This window comes from uncultured Alistipes sp., assembly GCF_949296715.1.
In the GTDB taxonomy this organism is placed as follows: Bacteria; Bacteroidota; Bacteroidia; order Bacteroidales; family Rikenellaceae; genus Alistipes.
Window position 1 is genome coordinate 1 of sequence record NZ_CASFQD010000002.1, and the last position, 25,035, is coordinate 25,035.

Genomic DNA, 25,035 nt, shown 5'->3' on the forward strand with positions numbered 1-25,035 from the left:
CCTACAACCCGCAGTTGAGCGTCGGCGCGGGCGGCTCGTGGCAGCCCGACACGCCCAACCGCACGGGCCGCACGTCGCTCGACGCCTCGGCCTTCGTGAAGCTCTCCGTGCCGATCTTCCACTGGGGTGAACGCCGCCGGGCCGTGGGTGCGGCGCAGTCCGGGCAGCGGCAGGCCGAGTGGCGCGCGGCACAGCTCTACGACGAGATCGTCCTCGAGGAGATGAACGGCTGGACGGCCCTCGTGCAGAGCCGCGCCCAGGTCGACGCCACGGAGGAGAGTCTGCGCATCGCGGGCGAGAACCTCTCGATCAGCACCTACTCCTACGGCGAGGGGTTGGCCACGGTGCTCGACGTCCTGCAGGCGCAGTTGAGCTGGATACAGCTCTACACGAACGCCATCCGCGCCCACTACAACTACGCCGTGGCGGTCTCGGACTACGCCCGCATCACGGCGCGGTGAGACGACGGGCGGCAGCGGCTCCTTGCCGCCTTCCTGCTGCCCTGCATGCCGTCTTGCACCGTCTGCCGGAGTCTGGGGCTCCCTGTCGGGGCGGTTTCCGATACTCTCCTTTCGTCCGCCGCATCCGGGTGGGACGCTTCTGCAATATCCGCATGGCAATTTCCGTTCTTTCGTTTGTGAAGGGATGGGTAAAAATTCGTATCTTTGCCCGTCATCAAGAAAATGTCTCTATGCGGAAAACGAAAATCTTGTTGCTGACCCTCGCCCTGGCGCTCTGCACCCTCGCAGCGCAGGCGGCGGAGCGGCCCGCGGCGCTCGACCGGGGGCGCGACCTCTTCGACTGCGGCCGGTGGAGCGATGCCCGGCACGAGTTCCTCCGTGCGCGGCAGGCGCTGGCACCCGAAGAGATGCTGCTTCGGCAGGAAATCGATTTCTATCTGGCGGCCTGCGCCGTGGAGCTGGGCTCGGCCGATGCCGAGGCGTCGCTCCGGGAGTTCGAGGAGCGCTATCCCGACTCGGTCTACGGCAACGACGTGCGCTTCTCGCTGGCGTCGTTCTACTGTACGATCGGCGACATGCGGCGTGCCCGGGAGTATTTTGAAAAGACCGACTACCGGGCGTTGAGCCGCTCGCGCCGCGAGCAGTACGACATCCGCATGGGCTATGTCGAGTTCGCACAGGGGGACTACGACCGGGCCTACAGCCATTTCGACCGCATCGGCGACCGCAGCGAATATGCCGACCATGCGCTCTACTACCGCTCCTATATCGACTACGCGAAGGGCCGCTACGGCCGTGCGCGGCAGGGATTCTCGGCGTTGCAGCAGAGTGACGCCTACCGCTCCGTTGTGCCCTACTACCTGCTCCAGATCGAGTTCCTCGAGGGCAACTACCGCTACGTCGCCGACCACGGCGACGAGCTGGTCCGCCGTGCGGTGCCCGAGCGTCGTGCGGAGCTCGAACGGGTCATCGCCGAGGCGTGGTTCCATCTGGACGACTACAACCGCACGCTCGAACACCTCGATGCCTTTGCCGAGACGGGCGGCGAGACGGACCGCGACGGCTGCTACCTCAAGGGCTTCTCGCTCTACCGCACGGCCCGCTATGCCGAGGCGGCCGAATGGCTGCGCAAGGCGTGCGGTGCGAAGGACGAGGTGACGCAGAACGCCTCCTACCACCTGGCCGACTGCTACCTGCGCGCAGGCGACAAGCAGGGTGCGATGCAGGCCTTCGCCATGGCGGCCGACGAGACGCTCGACGCCGCGATCGCCGAGGATGCCCTCTTCAACTATGCCAAGCTGCAATACGAACTGGGCGGCGGGGCCTTCAACGGGGCGATCAACCTGCTCACGCGCTACCTGGAGCGCTATCCCTCTTCGTCGCGGGCTCCGGAGGCGCGCACGCTGCTCATTGCCGCCTACTACAATTCGCACGACTACGACGCCGCCTACCGCGCCATCAAGGCGATGCCCACGCAGGATGCCGACATCCGGGCGGCGCTGCAGAAAATATCCTATTTCCGCGGACTGGAGGCCTACGGCGAGGGCGACCTGGCCGCCGCACAGCGCTACCTGACCGAGTCGGCCGCCGTGAACGTCAGCCCCAAGTATACGGCGCTCAACACCTTCTGGCAGGGTGAGATCGCCTTTGCGCAGGGTGACCATACGGTCGCCGCGGCCAAATACAACGCCTACCTCAAGCGGGCGCCCCGCACCGAGCGCGAATATGCGCTGGCGTGGTACAACCTCGGCTACTGCTCCTTCGTGCGCGGCGACATGCCGCAGGCCGGGGCGGCCTTCGACAAGTTCCTCGCGGCCTACTCCGCGCGCGACCGCTACCGGGCCGATGCCTGCAACCGCCGCGGCGACGTCTTCTATTCCGACCGTGCGTTCGACCGCGCCGTGAAGGAGTACGACCGTGCGATCGCCCTGGCCACGCCCGAAATGCACTACGCCCGCTACAAGCGGGCTGTGACGCTCGGCATTCTGGGCCGCACGTCGGAGAAGCAGCAGGCGCTGCGCCAGATTCTGGCGGACGGACACGGCGACTACGTCGATGCCGCCTCCTACGAGCTGGGGCGCAGCTACATCGCCGAACAGCGCTATGCCGACGGGGCGAAGCAGCTCGAACGCTTCATCGCCGACTATCCCTCCTCGCCGCGCCGGGCGCAGGCCCTTTCGGACCTGGGCCTTGCCTACCTGAATCTGGGCGACAAGCAGAAGTCGCTGAAATACTACGACATGGTCGTCGCCTCGTCGCCGCAGTCCTCCGAGGCGAAAGCCGCCATGCAGGGCATCCGCGAGATTTACGTCTCGGACGGCAACGTCGACGCCTACTTCGATTATGCCGCCCGGGCCGGCATGGAGAGCGACCTCACGGCGCTTTCGCGCGACTCGCTGACCTTTGCCGCGGCCCGCACGCTCTATCTCGACGGGGCGGAGGAGCCGGCGGTCCGCTCGTTGCGCGGCTACGTGGAGAACTATCCCAAGGGGTACTACGTGACCGATGCGCTCTATTATTTGAGCGACTGCTACCTGCGGCAGAACCGGCGTGACGAGGCCATCGGCACGCTCACGACGCTCGCCGCGCAGGGCACGAACCAGTATACGGTGCAGGTGCTCGAGCAGCTCTCCTCGCTGACCTTCGAGGCGGGCCGCTACGACGAGGCCGCCGCGGCCTACCGCCGCCTCTACGACGTGGCGCCGACGGCTTCGGGCCGCGAGGCCGCCATGACGGGCTACGTCCGTGCGACGGTGGCCGGGGGCGATGCCGCGCGGATTGAGACGATGGCCGCGGATGTCTGCGCGCACGACGATGCCGGCGCGACGGCGCTGCGCGAGGCCAAATACGCCTGGGCCGGGGTGCTGCGCAAGGCCGGCCGGCGCGCCGAGGCCGGGAAGCTCTACCGCGAGCTCTCCGCGGAGGTCCGCACGCCGCAGGGCTCCGAGGCCGCCTACTACGTGATCGAGGAGCTCTTCGAGCGGGGTGATCTGGATGCCACCGAGAAGGCCGTCTTCGACTACTCCGAGCGCGGGCCGCAGGCCTACTGGCTGGCCAGGGCCTACCTGCTGCTGGGTGACGTCTACGTCCGCAAGGGCGACAATTTCCAGGCCCGCGCGACCTACCAGAGCGTGGCGGACGGCTACTCGCCCGCCGACGACGGCATCGTGGACGAGGCCAAAGAGCGTATCCGAAAACTGAACTGACGATGAAGAAGATCATCCTTGCCGCCCTGCTGTTGGCGGCGCTGCCGTGGGGAGCCGCGGCCCAGGTCGAGAAACAGGTCGAGGTCACGAAGGCCTACGTCCCGAGTGTCGGGAGCGCCGAGAAGCTGCGCATCGAACCCGACATGACCGATACGGTGAAGCTGCGTCCCGAGATCGACTATACGATAACGCCGCTGTCGCTGCGCACGACCCTCGCCACGCGGCCCTTCCGCCCGGCGACGGTGACCTACTGGGAGTTCAACCGTCCGCTGCCCTGTTACCTGAAGGTCGGGGCGGGCTATCCGCTCAACTCGGTGCTTGACTTCTACGCCTCGTCGCAGAACCCCTCGACGGGCTATGTCATGGGCTATGTCAACCACGAAGGGCGCTATGCCGACGTGCGCAACGACTTCGGCGTGCGCAACGATTCGTGGTGGATGACCAACCGCGTCGGTGCGGCCGCGGGCAAGTACCTGGGACGGCATACGCTGGAGGGTGACCTCTTCTACGACCACCGGATATACCACCGTTACGGACTTTATGCCGATCCGGCGCTCGTCCCGGCCCTCAAGCCCGGGGCGCGGGTGATGTACGGCGATGCGGCCGTCAACCTCCGCTTCGGCGACGACTTCGAGGATTTGAGCCGCCTGAACTTCGAAATCGCCCTGCACGGCGACCTCTACTCCGGGGCGCCCGACATGTATGAGGTCGGATTCGAGCAGACACCCGACGGCTTCGATGCCTCCTACCGCAGCGTCGGAAAGTCGATGCGGCAGACGGTGTTGGGCGGTTCGGCCCGTCTGGCCCGCGGCTTCGGGCGCCATCGCATCGAGCTGCGCGGCGGATACGACTACTATGCGGGGCAGAAGCTCCTCTCCGGCATCCGGCAGCAGCAGCTGCGCGTCGGGCTCCGCTACGGACTGGGCGGGGACGTGACCCGTTTCGAGATCGGCGCCGACTTCTTCCACGACCGGGTGGCGGCGGCCGATGTCGCGACCGGCGACTACCTGATTCCCTGGCTCCGGCTCGGTTTCAACCTCGGGACCGCGGGGCTGAAACCCTTTCTGGAACTTGACGGCGATGTCCGCTCCAACGATTTCCGCTCGCTCTCGCAGCTGAATCCCTACCTGGCCGACGCCCTGTGGCTCGACCGCAGCGCGGTCGACTACAACGGCCGCTTCGGAATCGGCGGCAGCCTGTGGCGCGACCGCTTCTCCTACCGGATCTATGCCGCGGTGTCGGTGCGCGACAACCATCCCTACTGGTATTCGCTGACCGAGGTGTGGGGCACGGCCGAAGAACCGATGGCCGGCGGCGGCCCCTTCGTGGCCGAACTGGCGCGTCAGACCGTCACGTCGCTCAACCTCGAGGCCGTTTACCGTCCCGTCAGCCAGTTGAGCTTCCTGCTCGGCGTGCACGCCCGCGCCTACAACGACGAATCGAAGGGCCTCCGGTTCTTCTCGCCCGACCCCCGGCTGAAGCTCGAGAACGGCGAACCCCGCTTCGAGGGGAACATCGGCTTCCGCTACGAGGGCCGCAAGGTCTCGTTCGGCATCGAGGCGCTGATGCAGAGCGAGCGCAGCTGGACCAGCGTGGCGATCTGCCGCAATCCCTTCCCCGCAGCGGGCGGGGAGGAGGCCTTCACCTCCTCCGTGACGAGTTTCACGGCCCCCTTCGCCGTCGACCTGCGCGTGACCTTCGATTGGAAAATCTCGCACCGCGTCACCTTCTTTGCCGAGGGGCGCAACCTCATCAACCAGTCGCTCTACCGCTTTGCGTGGTATCCCGAGTACGGGATCAACTGCACGGCGGGCGTGAAGATCAACTTCTGATCCCCGCGGAAATACTCCGACAAAAAACGCCGGGGGACCTTCGGGTCTCCCGGCGTTGTAACAAAAAGGGTGAGCTATTTATATCGCACCGCTACGACCACATACCCTTGCTCGATTCCTCGCCTGGGGGATTCTGTGGGAGCTGGTCGTATAAGACTCACCCGGGATGCAAAAGTAGGAAATTTTTGTATCTTTGCAAAAAAAATTGCCGCAATGCGTAAAAAAACATGGATTTGGCTGCTGCTGACGGCCGTGACGGTTGTGCTTGTGGTGGGTGTGACGGGCTTCGTGCAGTTCAAGGGGCGCGCCGTGACCGAGCAGGCGGAGCTCTTCGTCGGCTCGCACGCCACCTATGAGGAGGTGGTCGATTCGCTCATGCCCCGCATGCGGCACCGTGCCGCCTTCCACCGCTATGCCCGGCGGATCGACCTGCCCGAGACCTTCAAGGCGGGCCATTATGTGCTCAAGCCCGGCATGAGCGTCATCGAGGTGGCCCGCATGCTCAAGCTGGGGTTGCAGACCCCCGTGCGGGTGACGATCAACAACGTGCGCACGCCTGCGCAGCTGGCCGAAAAACTCGCGCGGCAGCTCGATGCCGATTCGGCGGCGCTCCTGCGCGTGGTGACCTCGGACCGCGTGGCCCGCGAGCTGGGCTTCGACAGCGTGACGCTCTTTTCGATGTTCATCCCCGATACCTACGAACTGTGGTGGACGACGACGCCCGAGGAGCTCGTGCGGCGCATGAAGCAGGAGTACGACCGTTTCTGGACCCCCGTGCGGGACGCCAAGCGCAAGCGCAGCGGGTTGAGCCGCCTGGAGGTGATGACTCTGGCGTCGATCGTCTACGAGGAGACGCGCAAGACGGACGAGATGCCCCGCATCGCCGGGGTCTACATCAACCGCCTGCGCCGCGGCATCCCCCTGCAGGCCGATCCCACGGTCAAGTATGCCATGCAGGACTTCACGCTGCGCCGCATCCTGCACCGCCACCTGAAGACGCAGTCGCCCTACAACACCTATATCCACCGCGGACTGCCGCCCTCGCCGATCTGCATGCCCGGCAAGAACGCCATCGACGCGGTGCTCGACTTCGAGCAGCACGACTACATCTTCTTCTGCGCGCGGCCGACATTCGACGGCTACCACAACTTTGCGCGGACGCTGCGCGAGCACAACGCCAACGCCCGGGCCTACGCCGCGGAGCTCAACCGCCGCAAAATCCGGTAGGGGAGCGGCGGGTGTTGCCCGGAGGGACCCGGGGCCTTTGCCGGTGCGCGCCGGAGGGCCGGATGTGCCGAATTGTGTTCCGGACGGCCGAATGGGGGCCGGAGCGTGCCGAAGTCTTGCAATTTTTTGTATCTTTGTCCTCATGCTGACGAAAATCTATGAACAGAACCCCTCGGAGAGGGAGTTGCGGCGCGTGGTCGACGTGCTCGAGCACGATGGAATCATCATCTATCCCACCGACAGCGTCTATGCCTTCGGCTGTTCGATCCGCTCGCCCAAGGCCATCGAGCGCCTGCGCCGCATGCGGGGCAAGCAGCCCGGCGACTTTGCCGTGGCCTTTGCCGACATCGCGCAGGTCGCCGAGTACTGCCGGGTGGACAATGCGGCGTTCCGCATTCTGAAGCGCAACCTCCCCGGGCCGTTCACCTTCGTGCTCACGGCCTCGTCGCGCGTGCCCGACAAGGCGTTGGAGAAGCGGCGGACGATCGGCGTGCGCATCCCGGCCCACGGCGTGGCCCGGGCGATCGTCGGGGCGCTGGGCGCTCCGCTCATCACCACGTCGGTCAAGGACGACGACGAGGTGGTCGAGTACACGACCGACCCGGAGCTGATCCACGAACGCTACGGACAGGAGGTCGATCTGGTGATCGACGGCGGCGCGGGGGACAACGTCCCGACGACGGTCGTGGACCTCACGCAGGGCGAAGCGGAGGTGCTGCGCGAGGGCAAGGGCATGTTGCAGTGATGCCCGCCCGAAACACGGTTTGGAAAAACGAATGAACGACAATATGGAAAAGAACAACTTTTGGAACAATGCGGCCCGGCAGGGGGCGATCCTCGGAGCCGTACTCGCGGTGTCGTCCGTATTAGAGAACATGATGATGCTCTCGGGCCGGCTGACCCTCTATGCGTTGCTGACCGTGGAGACGATCGCCGTCATCGTGCTGCACTACTACCTGCTGCACCGCTACACGCGGCAGCGCGCGGCGCTCTATACGGCCGAGGAGGGCTTCACCTTCGGGCAGGGCTACGGCTATCTGCTCGCCGTGTCGGGCTTTGCGGGCGTGATCGTCGGCATCGTGCAGTACCTCTACCTGCACGTGATCGTGGGTTACGGCAACTATGTCGACCGCATGGTGGAGACGATGACCCAGATGCTTGCGGCGAGCGGCGGTATGACGGCCGCGATGGAGCCGCTGATGAGCCAGACGCTCGCACAGCTGCAGTCGGCGCCCGAACCGACGGTGCTGGCCACGGTCTGGAGCGGGATCTTCTCGAGCCTGCTGTTCGGCGCCTTCTTCGGACTGATTATCGCCGGGGTGCAGACCCGCTCGCCGCGGCCGTTCGACAACGGACAAACCGAAGCCTGACGCATGGCACGGCTGGACATATCGGTCGTCGTACCCCTCTACAACGAGGCGGAGTCGCTGCCCGAGCTGGTGGCGTGGATCGACCGCGTGGCGCGCGGCAATGCGCTCACGTATGAGGTGATTCTGGTCGACGACGGTTCGTCGGACGGTTCGTGGGAGGTGGTCGAACGCCTCAAGGGCGAGTATCCCGCCGTGCGGGGCATCTCGTTCCTGCGCAACTACGGCAAGTCGGCGGCTCTCTACTGCGGCTTTGCGGCCGCCGAGGGCGAGGTGGTCTTCACGATGGATGCCGACCTGCAGGATTCGCCCGACGAGATTCCCGCCCTGCGGCGCATGATCCTCGAGGAGGGCTACGACCTTGTCTCGGGCTGGAAGAAGAAGCGCCACGACCCCGTCGGCAAGCGCTGGCCCAGCAAGTTTTTCAACTGGACGGCCCGGCGCGCTTCGGGCATCCGGCTCCACGACTTCAACTGCGGCCTGAAGGCCTACCGGAAGAAGGTCGTCAAGTCAATCGAGGTCTACGGCGAGATGCACCGCTTCATCCCGATTCTGGCGCGGCAGGCCGGCTTCCACCGCATCGGCGAGAAGGTTGTCGAGCACCATGCCCGCAAGTACGGCCATTCGAAATTCGGCATCGAACGCATGGTCAAGGGGTATCTGGACCTTATTTCGGTGCTCTTCATGTCGCACTTCGGCCGCTCGCCCATGTACTTCTTCGGCAGTCTCGGCACGCTGATGTTCCTCTTCGGCGGCGGCACGACCGTGTGGGTCATCGCCAGCAAGCTGTGGAAGCAGGCCCACGACCTGCCGCTGCGTCCCGTGACCGACCAGCCGCTCTTCTACCTGGCGATTCTGGCCGTCATCCTCGGTGTGCAGCTCTTCCTGGCGGGCTTCCTCGGCGAACTCATCAACCGCGGCTCGTCCGACCGCAACAACTACCGCATCGACAAAACATTGTAACGAGTTATGATACAGCGAATCCAAACCATTTATCTGTTGATCGCCGTCATCCTGATGGCACTGACGCTCTTCCTGCCGCTGGCGTGGTTTGCCTGCGATGCCGGGGAGTTTACCCTGCGGGCATTCGGCCTTGAAACCGCTGCCGGCGAGGTCGTGCAGTCGACGGCCTACCTGGGCATTCTCCTCGTGCTGGCCGGCCTGCTGCCGCTGGTGGTGATCTTCCTCTACAAACGGCGTCTGCTGCAGATCCGGCTCTGCGTGGCCGAAGCCGTCCTGCTGGTAGGCTCCGTCGTCATGGAGGGCATCTACTATTTCCTCGGATGGCGCGTCTTCTCCGACCTTGCGTTCCATACGCAGGGCTTCAAGCCGGCCATCGCCCTGCCGCTGGTCTCCCTGCTCTTCGTCTATCTGGCCGCGCGGGCGATCTTCCACGACGAACTGATGGTCCGTGCCGCGGACCGCATCCGCTGACCGGGCGGCAGGCTCCGCCTGCGCTCCACCGGCAGCGGAAGCCTGACAGCCGAAACAACAGACGGACGCATCCCGGAAACGGGGTGCGTCCGCTTTTTTTGTGCGGCAGCTGTCGGAGTGTGCGGCGGACGGTCGGGCCGTGCCGACCCGTGCCGACCCTTTTCCCGAAACGGCATCCGCACGAAAAAGGGCAGCCGCATGTGCGGCTGCCCTTTTTCATACAGCGGGTATGGCGGGTTACTTCGCCTCCTCGGCGGCGGGACGCATGACGACCTTCACCTCGTTGCCGTCCGCAAGCACCTTCTTGGCCATGGCCTGCACGTCGGCATTGGTCAGCGTCTGGAGCGTCTGCTCGTAGTCCTTCACGTAGTCGAGGCCCGAACCGTACTTCGCACCGATGTAGTTGAGCCAGCCGGCGTTCTGCTCGAGGCTGTTCTTCCACTCCTTGAGCATGTATTCGCGCGTCTTCTCGATATCCTCGCTCTTCGGGCCGTTGGCGGCAATCTCCTCGATCTCCTTCATGATGATTTCGCAAAGCTCGTCGGCCATCTCCTCGTTCGTGTCGAAGGCAATCTCCATCGTGTAGGTCTCCTTCGGGAGGTACTCCGTCGCGCCCCATACCTGCACGCCGTAGGTGCCGCCCTTCTCCTCGCGGATCGAAACGAGGTAGCGCGAGAAGAGCGCCTGCGTCAGGAAGGTCAGCGAAGCCTTGTCCTTCAACGTGTAGGGCATCTCACCCGAGAAGAGGTAGTGTACCGAAACCTTCGGCTGCTGCATCGGCGTGGTAAAGTCCTTCACGACGCCGCCCTTTGCGGGGTAACAGTTGTCCTCGACGACATTCATCTGCTTCTTCGAGACGGGCAGCGAGCCGATGTACTTCTCGACCAGCGGACGCAGCGTCTCGAGGTCCACGTTGCCCACGATCGTGAAGAGGAAGCTGTTGGCATCGGGGTAGAGCTTGCGGTAGATGCCCGGCAGGGCCTCGAAGCTGAACTGGTCGAGGTGCTCGAGCGAGATCATCTGACGGCGCGGGTTGTGGCCGTAGGCCTCGTCGGTGAAGACCTCCATCATCGTGTAGTCGGGGTTCGTCTTGGCATTCTCCAGCTGCGTGCGGAGCATGTTCATCAGCGTGTTGTAGTCGTTCTCGTCGAAGCGCGGCTGCGTGAAGTTGAGCCACAGCAGCTGGAACATCGTCTCGAGGTCCCTGGGCGAGCAGACGCCGTTCATGACGCTGGCGTAGTTCTCGACCGAGGGCTGTACCGAAGCCGACTTGCCCGAGAGCTGCTTCTTGAGCTCCGTGGCGGAGAACTTGCCGACACCCGACATCGAGTTGACGGCCGGCATCATCTCACCCATGTAGAACTCCTCGTCCGGGAGGATCGACAGACCGCCCTTGGCCAGCGCACGCAGGCGCACCTCGTCGGCCTTGTAGGTCGTGGGCTTCACAACCACCTTCACACCGTTCTTGAGCGTCCACTCCGTCGTGCCGAGTGCGGCGTCCTCGACCGTCTTCTTCACGGGCGAGCCCTTCAGTACGGTGCCCTCAGGGATGAGCGGCTCCTTGACCACGTTGTCCTCGTAGGCCTCGATCTCCGACGACATCACCTTCTCGCGGATGGCCAGCAGTTCGGCCTCCGTCGGAACGGCGAGACCCTCCTTCTCGGGCGCCGTGACGACGATCACCTGGTTCGTCGGCGTGAGCTGCTGCTGCACGAAGGCGTTGACCGTCTCGACGTCGAGCGAACGGATCAGCAGGCTGTCGAGCTGCCACTCGGTCTGTGCGTCGGGAATCGGGCTGTTCTTGCGGTAGTTCTCCAGATAGCGCTGCACGTACTCGTTGTTTCGGCGGTCGTTGCGGTTGGCGTACTGACGCTCGACCTGACGCATCAGGTTCTCCTGTGCACGCTCGAACTCGCCCTGCGTGTAGCCGTATCGGCGCACCTTCTCCATCTCGGTGTAGAGGGCCTCGAAGCCACGGTTCAGCTCGCCGTCCTTGGTCATGGCGGCGTAGGAGGTCATCTCCAGCGTCGGGATTACGCCGAAAACGTCGCCCGTGCCCATGCCGGCACCGAGGAACGGCGCGTCGGGCTGCATGGCAATCTCCTGCAGGCGGGCATTCTCCATCGTCATGGCATAGCTCTGGAGGATGTTGATCAGCTCACCGTAGATGAGGTTGTTGTACTGGGCGGGCGTAGCCGGGCGCTTGATGAAGAGCTGCACCTTCGTTCCCTGCATCTCGGGATCGGTGTAGATGCTGACGATCGGCTCCTCGTTGTCGGGCACCGTGTAGGCCTCCTTCTGCGGGGCGTCGGCGGCCGGGGCGGGAATGTCGCTCATCAGCGTCTTGATCTTCGACTCCACGGCATCGACGTCCACGTCACCCACGACGATGACGGCCTGGTAGTCGGGACGATACCAGCGGTGGTAGAAGTCCACCAGCTCCTGGTGCTGAAAACTCTTCAGCCCGTCGAGGTAGCCGATCAGGTTGCGGTGCTCGTACTTCGAGCCCTTGCCGACGGCCTGGAGCATCTTCATCGTCGAACGCCACGAGGCGCCGTCGCGCGTGCGCAGCTCCTCCATGATGACGCCGCGCTCGGAGTCGATCTCATCGGGCTCCAGGGCGATGAAGTGCGACCAGTCGTGCAGGATCAGCAGCGCCGAGTCGATGATGCCTTCGCGCGAGGTCGGCACGTCGCAGATGTTGTAGACCGTCTGGTCCCAGCTCGTGCCGGCGTTGAGGTTGGCGCCGAACTTCACGCCGACCGTCTCCAGATACTCGGTCAGCATCTTGCCCGGGAGGTTCTTCGTGCCGTTGAAGGCCATGTGCTCGAGGAAGTGGGCCAGGCCCTGCTGCGTGTCGTCCTCCTGGATGGCACCGACGTCGTGCAGGATGTAGAAGTCGGCCTGCCCCTTGGGCTTTTCGTTGTGGCGGATGTAGTAGGTCATTCCGTTCTCCAGCTTGCCCGTGCGGACCTGGTCGTCCACCGGGATCGGAGACATCGGATTGAGCTGCGCCATGGCGCTGCTGCCTGCGAACGCAAAGGCCGCGAGCAGCATGAGTGCTTTTTTCATAGGCTTTTTCATATTAAATAGGTTTGTTTACTGTTCGGTCTTCTCCTCCGGGCGGTATTCGATGATGTCGCCCGGCTGGCAGTCGAGCTCGCGGCAGATCGCCTCGAGTGTCGAGAAACGGATCGCCTTGGCCTTGCCGTTCTTGAGGATCGAGAGGTTCGCGGGCGTGATGTCGACGCGCTCGGCCAGCTCGCCCAGCGACATTTTGCGCTTGGCCATCATGACGTCGATGTTGATGATTATTGCCATCTCTTCCCCCCCCCGTTTATCGTTAAGTATCTCATGTCGTGTCGTTTTTTCAGATGGTGAGACGCTGCTCCTCGCTCAGGTTGCGCCCGATGGCGAAGACCTCGGCGGCGAAGAGGATCAGGATGCCCATGATGATGTTCGTGTAGGAGACGTGGAACATCGTGTCGACGGCATAGCCGCTGTCCGCCAGCAGCTCGGCCGCACGGTGCGCCATGCGCCAGTTGACGATATCCTGGAACAGTTCGGCGAGGATCGTCAGGGCGCCGATCGTGCGCAGCAGCCAGACGTTGCGCTGCTCGAGCGTGCGCTCCTCGCGGATCGAGCGCCGCAGCGAGTGGATGATGAGGAACATCAGCACGACGATCGCGATGAACGACAGGCCGCTCAACATGAGCAGCGCATACATCCACGGATGCCCGCCCACCGAACTGAAGGCCAGCCGCATGACCGAATCCGTCGGCGCCTCCTCGACGACGAACAGCTGCAGATGCTCCGCGTGCACCTCGGCCGAGAGCACCTCCGGCAGGGCGGGGGCGACCGTCTGCGAGGGGCGGTCGCGCAGCGGGATGTTGTTCAGCACGTAGAACAGGCGGGGCGTGCCCGATTCCCAGTTGTCGACGATCTCGCTGCCCATCTGCGATCCGGCCGTGAAGCCCCGGAAGAAGTCGGGCAGGATATTGTGCGCGATGCTGATCACGAGCACGATGAAGAACGTGACGTAGAGGACCAGCAGCCGCTGCAGAAGCGATTTTTTGTTTTGCATTGCCGTATCTTTGGTTGTTTCTGCTTGCAAAGATAAAATTAAATTCCCGAAAAACAAATAATATTTATCGTTTTTCGATAAAAAATATTCCTGCGACAAAAAATATCCCCGAAATCACCCTTGAGTGCGGGATGGCGTCGTCGTCAATGCACGTTGTCGCGCAGCTGTTTCCAGACGGCGGCGTCGAGCGCCGTGACGACCGACAGCACGAGGACGACGAAGGCGAAGAGGACGATCGTCGAGACGAGACTTACACCGATGGCCCGGCAGATCGTATGCAGGGCCAGCCCCACGACGACGGCGCAGAAAACGACGGCGAAGAAGATGAAGAAGAGCCGCCACTTGCTGCCGTAGGTGGCGTCGGCCGACGCGCGGATCGCCTCGAGGGGGTTCATGCCGTGTTCGGTGAGGCACCAGTAGGCGAGCTTCCACGAAAAGGCGAGGACGAGGCCCGGCACGACGAGCATCGCCGTGCCCAGCGCGATGGCCGCCTGCTTGAGGGCGGCCGTGAGCAGGAAGTCGCCCATGCGGCGCCGGTATTCGCTGCGGAAGATGCTCAACGGTTCGATGTGCTCGTCGCGGGCGAGCCGCACGGGCAGCAGCGTCAGGGCGATCAGCGTCCCCATATTGATATAGGGTATCCAGACGGTCAGCAGAAAGAGGATGACCGCCGCGATGATCGACGGGGCGTGTTTCGTGCCGATCTCCCAGGCATCGGTCAGCACCGTCGCGAAGTCGAGTCTTTTCGGTTCCATAGGCAGGCTGTTATTGGGGTGTTGCGTGTACAACAAATATACGAAATTGCAGCCACAGCGGCAAGTGTAACCGCCGTTTTTCACTCCCGGGGCCGTCCGGTTCCTTGCAAGGTCCCGGAAAGGCGGCGCTTTGCTCCCGGATGGCCCGCCCGGCGCACCGCACTCCTTCGGCGGATGCAAAAGACAACCCCCGTTCCTTTGGCGGGGACGGGGGCTGCGGATGTTGTCCGGCGAGCGGTTACTCCCAGTTGAGAATCTTGTGGAAGTCGTACTCCTCGGGGTTGGCCACGTAAGCCTTGGCAGCTTCGTAGTCGGCCGGCGTGATGGCGTTGAGGATGTTCTCCACTACCGACGAGAACTTGTCCGAGTGGATGTTCACCAGACGCGGCGGAATCTTGCCCGTCGTGGGGTCCTGCAGGTCCTTGAGGTAGAGCGGCGAGACGTTGCCCTCCGAGTCGACGTAGACCATGCAGCCGGTCTTGCCCTCGGTGAAGAGCTTGTAGACGCCGATACCCAGCTCCGAGCAGTAGGTCAGGTCGTAGGCGATCGGGGTCTGGCAGCGGATCTCGTAGCCCAGCTCGACCGGACGGCTCTTGACCTTCATGCCGATCTCCTTGAGCTTCTTCTCGATCATCTCGTTGAAGATGTGGGCCTTCGATACCTTGCCCAGCTCGGGGTGTCCGTGCTCGTCGTAGGTGAAGTGGATGCCGCTCTTGCGGATCTCCTCGTCCGAGAGCGAGTGGAAGACGCCCTCCGAAATGACGGCGGCGCCGTAGTCCATGCCCATGATCTTGCGCTTGATGATCGACGAGATCACCAGGTTGACGATCTTCTCGACGGTGATTTCGGTCTTGTCGAACATCTCCGGGATGACGATCATCGGGTAGTGGCAGGCCTCGCCGATACCGAATGCGAGGTGGCCGGCCGAACGGCCCATGGCCGCCAGGACGAACCAGTTGCCGCTCGTGCGGGCGTCGACATAGACGGCGCGGCCGATGACGGCACCCTTGTCCTTGGCCGACTCGTAGCCGAACGTCGGCGTGCCGGCGGGCAGGGGCAGGTCGTTGTCGATGGTCTTCGGAACGTGGATGTTCGCGATGGGGTATTTCTTGGCCTCAAGGAACTTGGCGATGCGGTTCGCGGTCGATGCCGTGTCGTCGCCGCCCACCGTGACGAGCAGCTTGATGTTGTTCTCGGTGAAGAGCTTGAGGTTGAAGTTGTTTTCGAAGTCCGAATCCGTGGGCTTGAAACGGCTCATCTGCAGGAACGATCCGCCCTGGTTGAAGATGCCGTCGGCCATGGGGTAGTCGATGTCCACGGTGCGGGGCGAGGGGTTGAAAAGACCCGTGTAACCCTCGTGAAGGCCGATTACGCGATAGCCGTTGCGCAGGAATGCTTTGGCGACGCTGCCCACTACGGTGTTCATGCCGGGAGCCGGTCCGCCGCCGGTCAGAATTGCGATTGCTTCTTTCATGGTTTTGATCGGTTTATTTGTGTTTTGAACCTTGTATTGCCGTTTTTTGACGCCCAAAAGTACGATTTATTTTTCAAACGGGCAAGAAAAAAGGCGTCCCGGCATTGCAGCCTCCGGAACGGAGGTCGGCGACGCGCCCTGCGTTCCGGTTTGCGCCTTTCGCGTTCCGGTCTGCGTCCTCTGCGCTCTCTGCGTTCGGTCTGTGCCGGCGGCGCGGAGGAAGGGTGCGGACGCCCCGTGTCTGCGGCGGGGTGGCGCAGGGACAAAAAAAAGAAGGAACCTTTCTCGGCTCCTTCCGTGAATCGGGTATTTATGTTTACCCAACGACCGTGACGTTCACCGCCTGTTCGCCCTTGGCGCCGTTGGCAACCTCGAACTCGACGGTCTGACCTTCGTTGAGCGACTTAAAACCATTCGCGACGATGCCCGAGAAATGCACGAAAATTTCCTTGCCGTTCTCTGCCGTAATGAATCCGTAGCCTTTCTTGCTGTCGAACCATTTTACCTGACCTTTCATATAGATGCGATTAATGTATTAATGTCCGGCAAAGTAACGTAAAAATCATTGGCTTTCAAAACTTTTTGGGCATTTTTTTTGCGTGCCGCGGATTTTTCCTATCTTTGTCTGTGAGATGAACGATTAAAACGTGAGGTTTATGTTGAGAAAACTGAAATTCGCCGTGGCGGCCCTTCTGGGATTTTCCGCTGCCTGCTCTTCGGTCCGGAGCGTTCCCCGGGAGAATGCGCCGACACCGCAGGATGCTCCCGAGATGAAGTCCGACACGACGCAGGAGCTGCGTGTCAAGGTTATGTACGGCGTGCCGACGCCGCGTCTGACGCCCGAACAGGTCGAGCAGCTGCGCATGGAGCAGGATTCGCCGGCTCCGGTGCTCGAGCAGCCCGCCGACGACATGCCCGCGAGCAGCGCACAGCCCGCAAAAACGGAGTGATGCTCCATGTCCGGGCGTAAACTGGGGCTGCGCAGGCGGCTGGCCCTCGATATCTTTTCGAATCTCTACAAGTCGAAGGTGGCGGCGCACCGGCTCGATACGCTCTTCTGGGAGTGTACGCTGCGCTGCAACCTGGCGTGCCGCCACTGCGGCAGCGACTGCCGGGTCGACCCCGGTGTGCCGGACATGCCGCTGGAGGACTTCCTCCGGGTGCTCGACGAACAGGTCACGCCGCATGTCGATCCGCGCGGCGTGCTCATCATCTTTTCGGGCGGCGAGGTGCTCGTGCGCGAGGACCTCGAGCAGGCGGGCCGCGAGGTCATGCGCCGCGGCTATCCGTGGGGCATGGTGACCAATGGCCTGGCACTGACGCCCGAACGCTTCCGGCGGCTGCGGGCCGCCGGGCTGCGGTCGATGTCCGTGAGCCTCGACGGGTTCGAGGAGCAGCACAACTACATCCGCCGCAACCCGCACAGCTACGAACGGGCACTCGGGGCCGTGCGCATGGCCGTGCGCGACGAGGGGCTGGCCTTCGACGTGGTGACCTGCGTGACGGGGGCGATGGTGCCGCACCTGGCGGAGTTCCGCGACCTGCTCATTGCCGAAGGGGTGAAGTCGTGGCGTCTGTTCTCGATTTTCCCGATGGGGCGGGCCAAACACGACGAGAGCCTGCGCATGACCGATGCGCAGTTCCGCGAGATGCTGGAGTTCATCCGCCGGACACGCCGCGAGGGGCGCATCGACGCCAGCTATGCCTGCGAGGGTTTCCTCGGCGGTTACGAAGCCGAGGTCCGCGACCAGTTCTACCAGTGTGCCGCGGGGGTGTCGGTCGCCTCGATCCGCGTCGACGGCTCGATTTCGGGCTGCACGTCGATTCGCGCCAACTTCCACCAGGGCAACATCTACCGCGACGACTTCTGGGAGGTGTGGCAAAACCGCTTCGAACCCTTCCGCAACCGCGAGTGGGCGCGGCGGGGTGCGTGCGCCGACTGCCGGATGTTCCGCTACTGCCTGGGCGGCGGCATGCACCTGCGCGACGACAACGGTGAACTGCTCTACTGTCACTACAAGCGGCTTTGAAACGCTCATCGGAGCGGGGGCTGCAGGGCGTTTGCTGTCCGGTACGTTCCCGTTGCGGGTAGTGCGGCAGGCCGTGACGGACGCCGGTCGGCATTGCGGACGATATGGCGGCGGGTGGCGCGGAGGTGAGGATGTTGCCGGGAGACGGTCTCGGGGTGGAACGATTTTTTTTGAAAATAATTTTGTCTTTTCGGAAATTCGGCTTATCTTTGTGCGCTCTTAAGATGATAAGGGCACCAAAATAGTTCGGGGTGTAGCGCAGTCCGGTTAGCGCGCCAGCTTCGGGAGTTGGAGGTCGCTGGTTCGAATCCAGTCTCCCCGACAAAACGGCAGACTGCCCGAAAGGTAGTCTGCTTTTCTTTTATTATATTTGTATCGATGCCGGTCCGGCCGGCGATTCGGGGTGTAGCGCAGTCCGGTTAGCGTATCTGCTTTGGGAGCAGAGGGTCGCAGGTTCGAATCCTGTCTCCCCGACGATTCAGTGCGAAGCGCCTGTCACGTATGTGGCAGGCGCTTCGCGCTTCCCGTGTCTTGTTCGGCGGAAGGGGTCACAGCCGGTCGAGCAGCGGCGAGAAGTCCTCGCCCGGGGCGGGCTGGTAGACCTCGAACCCGAGCCGGCGCGCCGTGTCGATGTTCTTCGCGCCGTCGTCAATGAAGAGCGTCTCCGCCGGGAGCAGCCCGCTGTCGTCGATCATCTGCCGGAAGATTGTCTCCGAGGGTTTCAGGTCGTGCATCTCGTGGGAGAGGTATATCCTGTCGAAGTACTCCTCCATCGTGCGGCCGTCGGCGCGGAACATCTCCCGGATGAAGCGCATCGAGGCGGGGTTGTTGTTCGAGAGGACGTAGGTGCGGATGCCGCGGCTGCGCAGCCGCCCGACCGCGCGGAGCTTCGCGACGGGCACGTCGACGAGAAACTGTCCGTAGGCCCACGCGATGCGTTCGTCGGAGATGTCGGGCCGTCCGGCCATGCGGCGCATCTCCTCGCAGGCCTCGTGGAAGGAGATTTCACCCCCTTCGAGCCGTCCGATCACCTCCACGGGGTAGTAGGGCTGGATCACCTCCGCCACGGCGTCCATGCCCAGGTCGCGGAAGGCGCGGCGGCAGCGTTCGATGTCGAGGTCCACGAGGACCCCTCCGAGGTCGAAAACGACGTTTTTGATCGTATTCATCTGTTTTGTCTTCTATTTTTGGAATTGCATCGTAAAGCGGCGCAGCGGCCGGATGAGCCACATCGGCAGCAGCTTGCACAGCGGAATGAACGCGCGGTTCCACCAGTCTGGCACGACCGTGCGGCGGCCCCGCCACAGCGCCCGCAGTCCGCGCCGTGCGCACGAGTCCGCCGAAATGAGCACGCCGAGCCGCAGCCCGATCCGCTGCCAGCGGGGCGTCAGTCCGTAGAGGTCGGTCGCCACGCCCGCCGGGCAGACGGCCGTCACGCGCACGCCCCGTTCGGCCATCTCCTTGGCGAAGGCCACGGAGAAGGTCCTCACGTAGGCCTTCGTTGCCGTGTAGAGAGCCATGCCCGGGAAGGGCATCCAGATCGAGTACGACGACATGTTCAGAATCCAGCCGCGGCCCCGGGCGGCCATGTCGCGGCCGAAGGCGAGGCAGTTTTTCGAGAGGGTCATGTCGTGCAGCAGGATCATCCGCTCGATGCGCTCGGGCGGCGTTTGGAGAATGTCGCGGAACGAGAAGATGCCGGCGTTGTTGACAAGTACGTCGACGTCGATGCCCATTTCGCGCACCGTGGCGTAGAGTTCGTCCGACGCCTCCGTGCGGGCGAGGTCCATTGTCAGGATGCGCACCTGCCGGCGGGCCGAGATGTCAGCCGCGGCAATCTCGTCGCGGACCCGTGCGAGCGTCGCGGCGGTCTGCCCGACCAGCACCAGGTCATACCCGGCGGCGGCCAGGCGCAGGGCGAAGCTGCGTCCGATGCCCGTCCCGGCGCCCGTGACAAGGGCCCATGCCCGGCCCGAGACGACACGTCCCCGGCGGTCGATCGTCGCCGCGGCGGCCTCACCCGGAGTTTCGGCCGCCCGTGCCGGGGTTTCAGCCGGCTCTGCCACTCCTGCCGGTTCTGCCGGGGCTCCGGCTGTCGGCGTCGCGGTCCTTTCCTCCGGCGTCGCGGCCTCTTCTGTCGGCGGGGTCGGTGCCGTCGCGTGGAGCGCAGCGTTTTTCGTGCGGCTCATGCTACGGCAGTTTGGCTAGTTCGTCGACGATCTTGCGCGGCAGGTCGGGGCAGTGCTTGCAGCACTTCATGTCCACGGAGTACATCCGCGCGATGCAGTAGTTGCGGTGGTCGCATGCGCTGCGCGTCTGCCCGTCGCCTTCGCGCAGCTTGTTGACGAAAGCCGGGTCGTTGACCAGCGCGCGGGCCATCTGCACCAGTTCGAAACCCGCGTCGAGCGCCCGGTCGATGCCTTCGCGGCTGACGAGCCCCCCGACGTAGATGAGCGGGCATTTCAGCTCGGCGCGGAACTTTTTGGCATCCTCCAGGAAGTAGCACTCCTCGAAGGGGAACTGCTTGATCATGAAGGGACCGCACCAGCGGATGAAGTAGCGCAGCCACAGCGGCGAGTAGTAGCTCATCGTGTAGATGGGGATCAGTCCCCGCATGACGGCCATCGGGGCCTTCGAGACGAAGCCGCCCGAGAGGACGATGGCGTTGACGCCGAAGCGTTCGATCTCGCGCGCGATTTCGAGGCTCTCGGGAATCTCGATGCCCCCCTTGAAGCCGTCGTACATGTTGTGCTTCACGGTGACGGCCATGCCGGTCTGTGCCGCGGCCTCCATCACCTCGCCGAGGCACATGCGCATGAAGCGCATGCGATTGTCGAGCGAGCCGCCGTATTCGTCGCGGCGGTGGTTCGTGTAGGGCGAGAGGAACTGCGAGATGAGGTAGCCGTGCCCGGCGTGCACCTCCACCGAGTCGAAGCCCGCCTCGCGGGCCGTGTGGACGGCGCGTCCGAAGTCGCGGGCCACCTCCTCGATCTCCTTGCGGCGCATGCCCCGCACGGGGGTGTAGGCGTAGAGGTTGAATCCCCACGAGGCGCCGATGGGTATCTGTCCGGCGGTGGTCAGGTGGGTCATGTTGCCGCAGTGGCCGATCTGGATGGCGGCGGCAGCCCCTTCGCGGTGGATGGCGTCGGTGATGTCGCGCAGCCCCGGCACGATGGCCGGGCGCAGCCACAGCTGCTTGTTGAACGACAGGCCGCTGCGCGAGACGGCGGCGTAGGCCAGCGTCGTCATGCCGATGCCGCCGCGCGCCACGGCGACGTGGTACTGCTTGAGCTGCTCCGTGGGGCCGAAATCCTTGCCCATCGATTCGAAGGCTGCCGAGCGAATCGTGCGGTTGCGCAGCGTCACGGGGCCCAGCTTGTAGGGGGTGAAGAGTTTGGAATCCATCTTCAGGAATGTGTTGGTGTCAGTAGATGAAAGGGATGATGCGCTTGCGCCCGAGGCGTGTGAACTCCTCGCCGAACTCCTCGGCATAGCGGCGGCGCAGCGATGCGGCGCGCGGCGCAAGGTTGGCGAAGGTCCACCAGGCGAAGACCGCCCCGGCCCACGACCACGACGCGATGGCGAAGCCCACCCATTCGAGCAGCTCGCCGAAGTAGTTGGCCGAGGAGACGTAGCGGAACATGCCGCCGCGCGGGATGTAGTGGCGCGTGTCGCCCGGTTTGCGCAGGTGGCGGATGATGTAGTCCGAGTGGAGGTTGATGGCCATGCCCGTGAGGAAGACGATGCCGCCGATCCAGATGTACGGACGCGCGAACCAGCCGTCGTAGTAGCCGGCGGGCGAGACGTAGAAGATCCAGCCGCCCTGCATCAGGGCGTTGAGCGTATTGAAGAGCATGCCCATGAGGACGATGCCGAGGGGCATCTTCGACTTGCCGCGCATGAGCAGCGGAAAGACGAACGAGCGCTGGAAGTAGTGCGCCTGGAAGAGGAGGAAGAGTGCCAGCGGCCCGGCTTCCCACATGCGGTCGGAGGCGGCCCACAGCACGCACATGAGGATGAAGACCGGGGATTCCATCAGTATCCAGCCGACCTTGTTCGGTACGGGGGGGCCGTAGCGGCGGTTGAACAGGTAGCCGTATCCGGCCTCCAGATAGTGCAGGGCGATGAAGACAGCCAGGGCGATGACGGCCATGACGATCAGGAAAATGTCGAAAGTCTCTCGCATGGGCGGTGCATGGTTGAAAAACGGCATAAAGATAGGAAAAACTTTCGGAAGCCTGCGCTGCCCGCCGGGTGAAAAATTGTCTCGGAGGGCGCAACGGTTGTACTGTCGGTCGGAGCGTCGGGCGGTGCCGGCATGAAAACAGCCTCCCGGTGTTGCGGAAGGCTGTCTTGATAAGTCGGTCCGGTGGGCGGCTCCGCTGCTGGGGCAGGGCCGGATGCGGCCGATACCGGGGCGGCTGCTCGCCGGATGCGGGGTGGCGCGTCAGTGGGTGTAGACCTTGCCCTTCTGCCTCTCCTGCCGTTCGTACTTGAGGCGCGAGGTGGTCGGGTAGGCCAGCTGCTCGAACTCGGCCACGGCGTTGCGGATGTCGCCCAGCAGCATGTCGGCCATGTCGCGCGACATGCCCTGCCGCGCCACGATGCGCATGACGACGACCTGCTCGATGTTTCTGGGCATCGTGTAGGCCGGGACCATCCAGCCGCTCTGTTGCAACTTGGCCTGCAGGTCGAAGAGCGTCCACTTGGCCGTCTTGTCGTACTCGGGGTCCATCATCCAGATGAAGAGCGGGTTGACGACCTTCGGAGCGTAGTTTTTGAAGCACTTCATCTTGCCGATTTGTTCGTGGCAGTAGGCCGCCACGTCCATCGAGTTCTGCTGAATCTCCCTGTAGCCCTCGAATCCCAGCCGGATGAAGTTGTAGTACTGGCCCAGAATCTGCGCCGCCGGGCGCGAGAAGTTCAGCCCGACCTGCGTGATGCTGGCGCCGAGGTAGTTGACCGAGAAGGCCATCTCGTCGGGCAGGTACTTGCGCTCCTTCCAGACGACCCACCCCAGACCCGGGTAGACGAGGCCGAACTTGTGGCCCGAGGTCGAAATCGACAGCACCCACTTGAGGCGGAAGTCCCACTTGCAGCTCGGGTCGAGGAACGGCAGGATGAAGCCGCCCGATGCCGCGTCGACATGAATCGGGATTTCGTAGCCCGTCCGGCGGTTGTACTCGTCGAGCTGGCGGTCGAGCTCCTCGATGTCGTCGTTCAGGCCCGTCCACGTCACGCCGGCGATCGGCACGATGCAGATCGTGTTCTCGTCGCAGAGCGCGAGCGCCTGCTTCGCGTCGAGCGTCGTGCTGTCGAGCGTCAGGGGCACGGTGCGCAGCTCGATTTGCCAGAGCTGGCAGAACTTCTCCCACACGACCTGATAGGCGGCGCTCATCACCAGGTTGGGCTTGTCGCAGGGCTTGCCCGCAGCCTTGCGGCGTGCGCGCCAGCGCAGCCATGCGGCCACGCCGCCCAGCATGCAGGCTTCGGACGAGCCGATGGCCGGGGCGCCGGCCTTCCACTCGGCCTTCTCGGGCGTGTTCCACAGGTTGGCCAGGATGTTGAGGCAGCGGCCGCACATCACGGCGACGCGCGGATACTCCGTCTCGTCGATGTAGTTGACGTTGATTGCTTCGTTCATCAGGCGCGTGGCGTAGTCGTCCATGTAGGTCGTCACGAACGTGGCCAGGTTCAGCCGCGGCTGTGTCTGCGGGTAGGTCTCGTCCTTGACGAGCTGGTAGGCCGCCTCGGGCGAGGTCTTGTCGTGGGGAATGAACTGCGTGGGTGCGGGCGAGCGCATCTCTTTCGAGCCGTAGATATCCGTGAGGGTATCCTCGGCGGGGTGTCGTTTCTCGAACATGGTGTTTAGTTTTAATGGTTACCCCCTGCCGACTGCACGAACTGTGCCAGAGCACCTCGCACCCCTTCGTTGCGTCTTCACGTTCTTCCGTAGCCCCGTTCTCTGCGGTTTTCCCTCTCCCTGCTCTCCCGTTCCCTGCGTCGGGCTTCTGCGCGCCGCTCCTCCCCCGAATGGCCCTGTGCTGCCCCGCAGCCCGCTTTTTGGCCCCTGTCGGGTTCAGCCTGCTTTTTGGCCCCTGTCGGGTTCAGCCCGCTTCCCGCCTCATAAAAAAGTGCGGCGAAAATTTGCTTTTTTGAAAAACATGAAATAGCTTTGTGATATCAAAACAATATCACTTTGACTATGGAAAACAAAAACTTTGTCTACAAGGGTTGGAGGACCAGCGGATTCCTCATGCTGGCGGTCGATCTGCTTCTGCTGGCGGGCTCCGTTGCCGGGATCGTATTCGGTGCCATGCGTCTCGATGCCGCGCTGCCGGGCGGCGGGTGGCTGCTCGCGGCCGGAATCGTCGGCGTGCTGTTGTCGCTGCTGCTGATGGGCGGCTTCATGCTGCTCGAACCCAACGAGGCGCGCGTGATGGTCTTCTTCGGCAACTACCGCGGCACCTTCTACGAGACGGGATACTGGTGGGTCAACCCCTTTATGTCGGCCAAGCCGATCTCGATGCGTGCCCGCAACCTGAATGTCGATCCGATCAAGGTCAACGACAAGACCGGCAACCCGATCCTGATCGGTCTGGTGCTCGTGTGGCGCATCAAGCGCGACGATATCTACAAGGCGGTCTTCGAGATCGACGCCGCCTCGGCGACGCCCGAGCAGGGGGTGAACGCCACGGAGCGCATGAACATCCTGCAGAACTTCGTCAACGTGCAGAGCGACGCGGCGCTGCGACAGGTCGCCGGCTGCTATGCCTACGATGACAACGGCACCAGGCAGGAGACGCTGACGCTGCGCTCGAACAGCGAGGAGATCAACCAGCAGCTCGAGACGAAGCTCAACGAACGGCTGGCGATGGCCGGCATCGAGGTGATGGAGGCGCGGATCAACTACCTGGCCTATGCACCCGAAATCGCAGCCGTCATGCTGCGCCGCCAGCAGGCCGATGCCGTGATTGCGGCCCGCGAGAAGATCGTCGAGGGGGCCGTGTCGATGGTCCACATGGCACTCGAACGCCTCACGGACGAAGAGGTCGTCGAGCTGGACGAGGAGCGCAAGGCCGCGATGGTCTCGAACCTGCTCGTGGTGCTCTGTGCCGACGAAGCCGCGCAGCCCGTCGTCAACACCGGAACGCTTCACCACTGA

22 protein-coding genes, 2 tRNA genes and 1 other RNA gene are annotated in these 25,035 nt (G+C 63.7%); 13 read left to right on the forward strand and 12 right to left on the reverse strand.

What is annotated here, in order from left to right; translation table 11 throughout:
* The 3 genes from Q1Y33_RS00035 to Q1Y33_RS00045 form a co-directional block, all read left to right on the forward strand.
* Positions 1-461: TolC family protein (locus tag Q1Y33_RS00035; RefSeq protein WP_300797099.1), on the forward strand; the 461-nt coding region annotated here is incomplete at its 5' end.
* 230 nt (positions 462-691) lie between these two features.
* Positions 692-3,667 carry a tetratricopeptide repeat protein gene (locus Q1Y33_RS00040; RefSeq protein WP_300797100.1) on the forward strand — a complete coding sequence of 992 codons (2,976 nt, stop codon included), beginning with the start codon at positions 692-694 and terminating at the stop codon, positions 3,665-3,667.
* 2 nt (positions 3,668-3,669) lie between these two features.
* A complete protein-coding gene (locus tag Q1Y33_RS00045) occupies positions 3,670-5,499 on the forward strand; it encodes a hypothetical protein (protein ID WP_300797101.1) in 1,830 nt (609 codons plus the stop codon).
* Between the two features lie 65 nt (positions 5,500-5,564).
* Here the strand turns inward: Q1Y33_RS00045 and ffs are convergent.
* Positions 5,565-5,662: signal recognition particle sRNA small type (gene ffs / locus Q1Y33_RS00050), an RNA gene on the reverse strand.
* Positions 5,663-5,712: 50 nt separating this feature from the next.
* Here ffs and mltG point away from each other — a divergent pair.
* The 5 genes from mltG (at position 5,713) to Q1Y33_RS00075 (ending at position 9,527) form a co-directional block, all read left to right on the forward strand.
* Complete coding sequence (gene mltG, locus Q1Y33_RS00055; RefSeq protein WP_300797102.1) at positions 5,713-6,726, forward strand: endolytic transglycosylase MltG; 1,014 nt, start codon at positions 5,713-5,715, stop codon at positions 6,724-6,726.
* Positions 6,727-6,868: 142 nt separating this feature from the next.
* Positions 6,869-7,471 carry an L-threonylcarbamoyladenylate synthase gene (locus Q1Y33_RS00060; RefSeq protein WP_300797103.1) on the forward strand — a complete coding sequence of 201 codons (603 nt, stop codon included), beginning with the start codon at positions 6,869-6,871 and terminating at the stop codon, positions 7,469-7,471.
* A 43-nt stretch (positions 7,472-7,514) separates the two neighbouring features.
* A complete protein-coding gene (locus tag Q1Y33_RS00065; protein WP_300797104.1) occupies positions 7,515-8,096 on the forward strand; it encodes a DUF4199 domain-containing protein in 582 nt (193 codons plus the stop codon).
* 3 nt (positions 8,097-8,099) lie between these two features.
* Entirely contained in the window at positions 8,100-9,056 is a 957-nt protein-coding gene (locus tag Q1Y33_RS00070; RefSeq protein WP_300797105.1) for a glycosyltransferase family 2 protein, read from the forward strand.
* Positions 9,057-9,062: 6 nt separating this feature from the next.
* Positions 9,063-9,527: a DUF4293 domain-containing protein gene (locus Q1Y33_RS00075; protein WP_300797106.1), complete on the forward strand. Its 465-nt coding sequence runs from the start codon at positions 9,063-9,065 to the stop codon at positions 9,525-9,527.
* A 237-nt stretch (positions 9,528-9,764) separates the two neighbouring features.
* Here the strand turns inward: Q1Y33_RS00075 and Q1Y33_RS00080 are convergent, their stop codons facing one another.
* From Q1Y33_RS00080 to Q1Y33_RS00105, 6 genes are all read right to left on the reverse strand, one after another.
* Positions 9,765-12,599 (reverse strand): M16 family metallopeptidase, encoded by a 2,835-nt coding sequence (locus Q1Y33_RS00080; protein WP_300797108.1) that lies wholly within the window; start codon positions 12,597-12,599, stop codon positions 9,765-9,767.
* 27 nt (positions 12,600-12,626) lie between these two features.
* Positions 12,627-12,848 carry a helix-turn-helix transcriptional regulator gene (locus Q1Y33_RS00085; RefSeq protein ID WP_300797109.1) on the reverse strand — a complete coding sequence of 74 codons (222 nt, stop codon included), beginning with the start codon at positions 12,846-12,848 and terminating at the stop codon, positions 12,627-12,629.
* Between the two features lie 49 nt (positions 12,849-12,897).
* A complete protein-coding gene (locus Q1Y33_RS00090) occupies positions 12,898-13,611 on the reverse strand; it encodes a DUF2975 domain-containing protein (RefSeq protein ID WP_300797110.1) in 714 nt (237 codons plus the stop codon).
* 143 nt (positions 13,612-13,754) lie between these two features.
* Positions 13,755-14,366, reverse strand: a complete 612-nt coding sequence (locus Q1Y33_RS00095) for a hypothetical protein (RefSeq protein ID WP_300797111.1) — start codon at positions 14,364-14,366, stop codon at positions 13,755-13,757.
* Positions 14,367-14,604: 238 nt separating this feature from the next.
* Positions 14,605-15,840: a 6-phosphofructokinase gene (locus tag Q1Y33_RS00100; protein WP_300797112.1), complete on the reverse strand. Its 1,236-nt coding sequence runs from the start codon at positions 15,838-15,840 to the stop codon at positions 14,605-14,607.
* A gap of 316 nt (positions 15,841-16,156) precedes the next feature.
* A complete protein-coding gene (locus Q1Y33_RS00105) occupies positions 16,157-16,357 on the reverse strand; it encodes a cold-shock protein (protein WP_300797113.1) in 201 nt (66 codons plus the stop codon).
* A 139-nt stretch (positions 16,358-16,496) separates the two neighbouring features.
* On the opposite strand from Q1Y33_RS00105, the gene Q1Y33_RS00110 reads away from it, so the two are divergent.
* From Q1Y33_RS00110 to Q1Y33_RS00125, 4 genes are all read left to right on the forward strand, one after another.
* Positions 16,497-16,790 carry a hypothetical protein gene (locus Q1Y33_RS00110; RefSeq protein ID WP_300797114.1) on the forward strand — a complete coding sequence of 98 codons (294 nt, stop codon included), beginning with the start codon at positions 16,497-16,499 and terminating at the stop codon, positions 16,788-16,790.
* Between the two features lie 6 nt (positions 16,791-16,796).
* A complete protein-coding gene (locus tag Q1Y33_RS00115; RefSeq protein ID WP_300797115.1) occupies positions 16,797-17,870 on the forward strand; it encodes a TIGR04133 family radical SAM/SPASM protein in 1,074 nt (357 codons plus the stop codon).
* A gap of 247 nt (positions 17,871-18,117) precedes the next feature.
* Positions 18,118-18,192: transfer RNA gene (locus Q1Y33_RS00120), tRNA-Pro, on the forward strand.
* Positions 18,193-18,269: 77 nt separating this feature from the next.
* Positions 18,270-18,344 (forward strand) — tRNA-Pro (locus Q1Y33_RS00125).
* A 74-nt stretch (positions 18,345-18,418) separates the two neighbouring features.
* Here the strand turns inward: Q1Y33_RS00125 and Q1Y33_RS00130 are convergent.
* The 5 genes from Q1Y33_RS00130 to Q1Y33_RS00150 all read right to left on the reverse strand — a co-directional run bounded on the left by Q1Y33_RS00130 (position 18,419) and on the right by Q1Y33_RS00150 (position 23,733).
* On the reverse strand, positions 18,419-19,039 hold the full coding sequence (locus Q1Y33_RS00130; protein ID WP_300797116.1) for an HAD family phosphatase: 621 nt from the start codon (positions 19,037-19,039) through the stop codon (positions 18,419-18,421).
* Between the two features lie 12 nt (positions 19,040-19,051).
* On the reverse strand, positions 19,052-19,870 hold the full coding sequence (locus Q1Y33_RS00135) for an SDR family NAD(P)-dependent oxidoreductase (protein WP_300797194.1): 819 nt from the start codon (positions 19,868-19,870) through the stop codon (positions 19,052-19,054).
* A gap of 190 nt (positions 19,871-20,060) precedes the next feature.
* Positions 20,061-21,275, reverse strand: coding sequence for an NADH:flavin oxidoreductase (locus Q1Y33_RS00140; protein WP_300797117.1), 1,215 nt, complete (start codon positions 21,273-21,275; stop codon positions 20,061-20,063).
* A gap of 19 nt (positions 21,276-21,294) precedes the next feature.
* Positions 21,295-22,056, reverse strand: a complete 762-nt coding sequence (locus Q1Y33_RS00145) for a DUF1295 domain-containing protein (protein ID WP_300797118.1) — start codon at positions 22,054-22,056, stop codon at positions 21,295-21,297.
* Positions 22,057-22,317: 261 nt separating this feature from the next.
* Positions 22,318-23,733 carry a glutamate decarboxylase gene (locus tag Q1Y33_RS00150; RefSeq protein WP_300797119.1) on the reverse strand — a complete coding sequence of 472 codons (1,416 nt, stop codon included), beginning with the start codon at positions 23,731-23,733 and terminating at the stop codon, positions 22,318-22,320.
* Between the two features lie 342 nt (positions 23,734-24,075).
* Here Q1Y33_RS00150 and Q1Y33_RS00155 point away from each other — a divergent pair, with 342 nt between their 5' ends.
* Positions 24,076-25,035 carry an SPFH domain-containing protein gene (locus Q1Y33_RS00155; RefSeq protein WP_300797120.1) on the forward strand — a complete coding sequence of 320 codons (960 nt, stop codon included), beginning with the start codon at positions 24,076-24,078 and terminating at the stop codon, positions 25,033-25,035.

Bases quoted from the DNA above. Each gene is read 5' to 3' on its own strand.
- Q1Y33_RS00105 (WP_300797113.1), bottom strand. From the start codon at position 16,357: ATGAAAGGTCAGGTAAAATGGTTCGACAGCAAGAAAGGCTACGGATTC.
- Q1Y33_RS00045 (WP_300797101.1), top strand. From the start codon at position 3,670: ATGAAGAAGATCATCCTTGCCGCCCTGCTGTTGGCGGCGCTGCCGTGG.
- Q1Y33_RS00095 (WP_300797111.1), bottom strand. From the start codon at position 14,366: ATGGAACCGAAAAGACTCGACTTCGCGACGGTGCTGACCGATGCCTGG.
- Q1Y33_RS00060 (WP_300797103.1), top strand. From the start codon at position 6,869: ATGCTGACGAAAATCTATGAACAGAACCCCTCGGAGAGGGAGTTGCGG.
- Q1Y33_RS00040 (WP_300797100.1), top strand. From the start codon at position 692: ATGCGGAAAACGAAAATCTTGTTGCTGACCCTCGCCCTGGCGCTCTGC.
- Q1Y33_RS00140 (WP_300797117.1), bottom strand. From the start codon at position 21,275: ATGGATTCCAAACTCTTCACCCCCTACAAGCTGGGCCCCGTGACGCTG.
- Q1Y33_RS00155 (WP_300797120.1), top strand. From the start codon at position 24,076: ATGGAAAACAAAAACTTTGTCTACAAGGGTTGGAGGACCAGCGGATTC.
- Q1Y33_RS00080 (WP_300797108.1), bottom strand. From the start codon at position 12,599: ATGAAAAAAGCACTCATGCTGCTCGCGGCCTTTGCGTTCGCAGGCAGC.
- Q1Y33_RS00070 (WP_300797105.1), top strand. From the start codon at position 8,100: ATGGCACGGCTGGACATATCGGTCGTCGTACCCCTCTACAACGAGGCG.
- Q1Y33_RS00075 (WP_300797106.1), top strand. From the start codon at position 9,063: ATGATACAGCGAATCCAAACCATTTATCTGTTGATCGCCGTCATCCTG.
- Q1Y33_RS00145 (WP_300797118.1), bottom strand. From the start codon at position 22,056: ATGCGAGAGACTTTCGACATTTTCCTGATCGTCATGGCCGTCATCGCC.
- Q1Y33_RS00130 (WP_300797116.1), bottom strand. From the start codon at position 19,039: ATGAATACGATCAAAAACGTCGTTTTCGACCTCGGAGGGGTCCTCGTG.
- Q1Y33_RS00110 (WP_300797114.1), top strand. From the start codon at position 16,497: ATGTTGAGAAAACTGAAATTCGCCGTGGCGGCCCTTCTGGGATTTTCC.
- Q1Y33_RS00065 (WP_300797104.1), top strand. From the start codon at position 7,515: ATGGAAAAGAACAACTTTTGGAACAATGCGGCCCGGCAGGGGGCGATC.
- Q1Y33_RS00150 (WP_300797119.1), bottom strand. From the start codon at position 23,733: ATGTTCGAGAAACGACACCCCGCCGAGGATACCCTCACGGATATCTAC.
- Q1Y33_RS00090 (WP_300797110.1), bottom strand. From the start codon at position 13,611: ATGCAAAACAAAAAATCGCTTCTGCAGCGGCTGCTGGTCCTCTACGTC.
- mltG (WP_300797102.1), top strand. From the start codon at position 5,713: ATGCGTAAAAAAACATGGATTTGGCTGCTGCTGACGGCCGTGACGGTT.
- Q1Y33_RS00085 (WP_300797109.1), bottom strand. From the start codon at position 12,848: ATGGCAATAATCATCAACATCGACGTCATGATGGCCAAGCGCAAAATG.
- Q1Y33_RS00100 (WP_300797112.1), bottom strand. From the start codon at position 15,840: ATGAAAGAAGCAATCGCAATTCTGACCGGCGGCGGACCGGCTCCCGGC.
- Q1Y33_RS00115 (WP_300797115.1), top strand. From the start codon at position 16,797: ATGTCCGGGCGTAAACTGGGGCTGCGCAGGCGGCTGGCCCTCGATATC.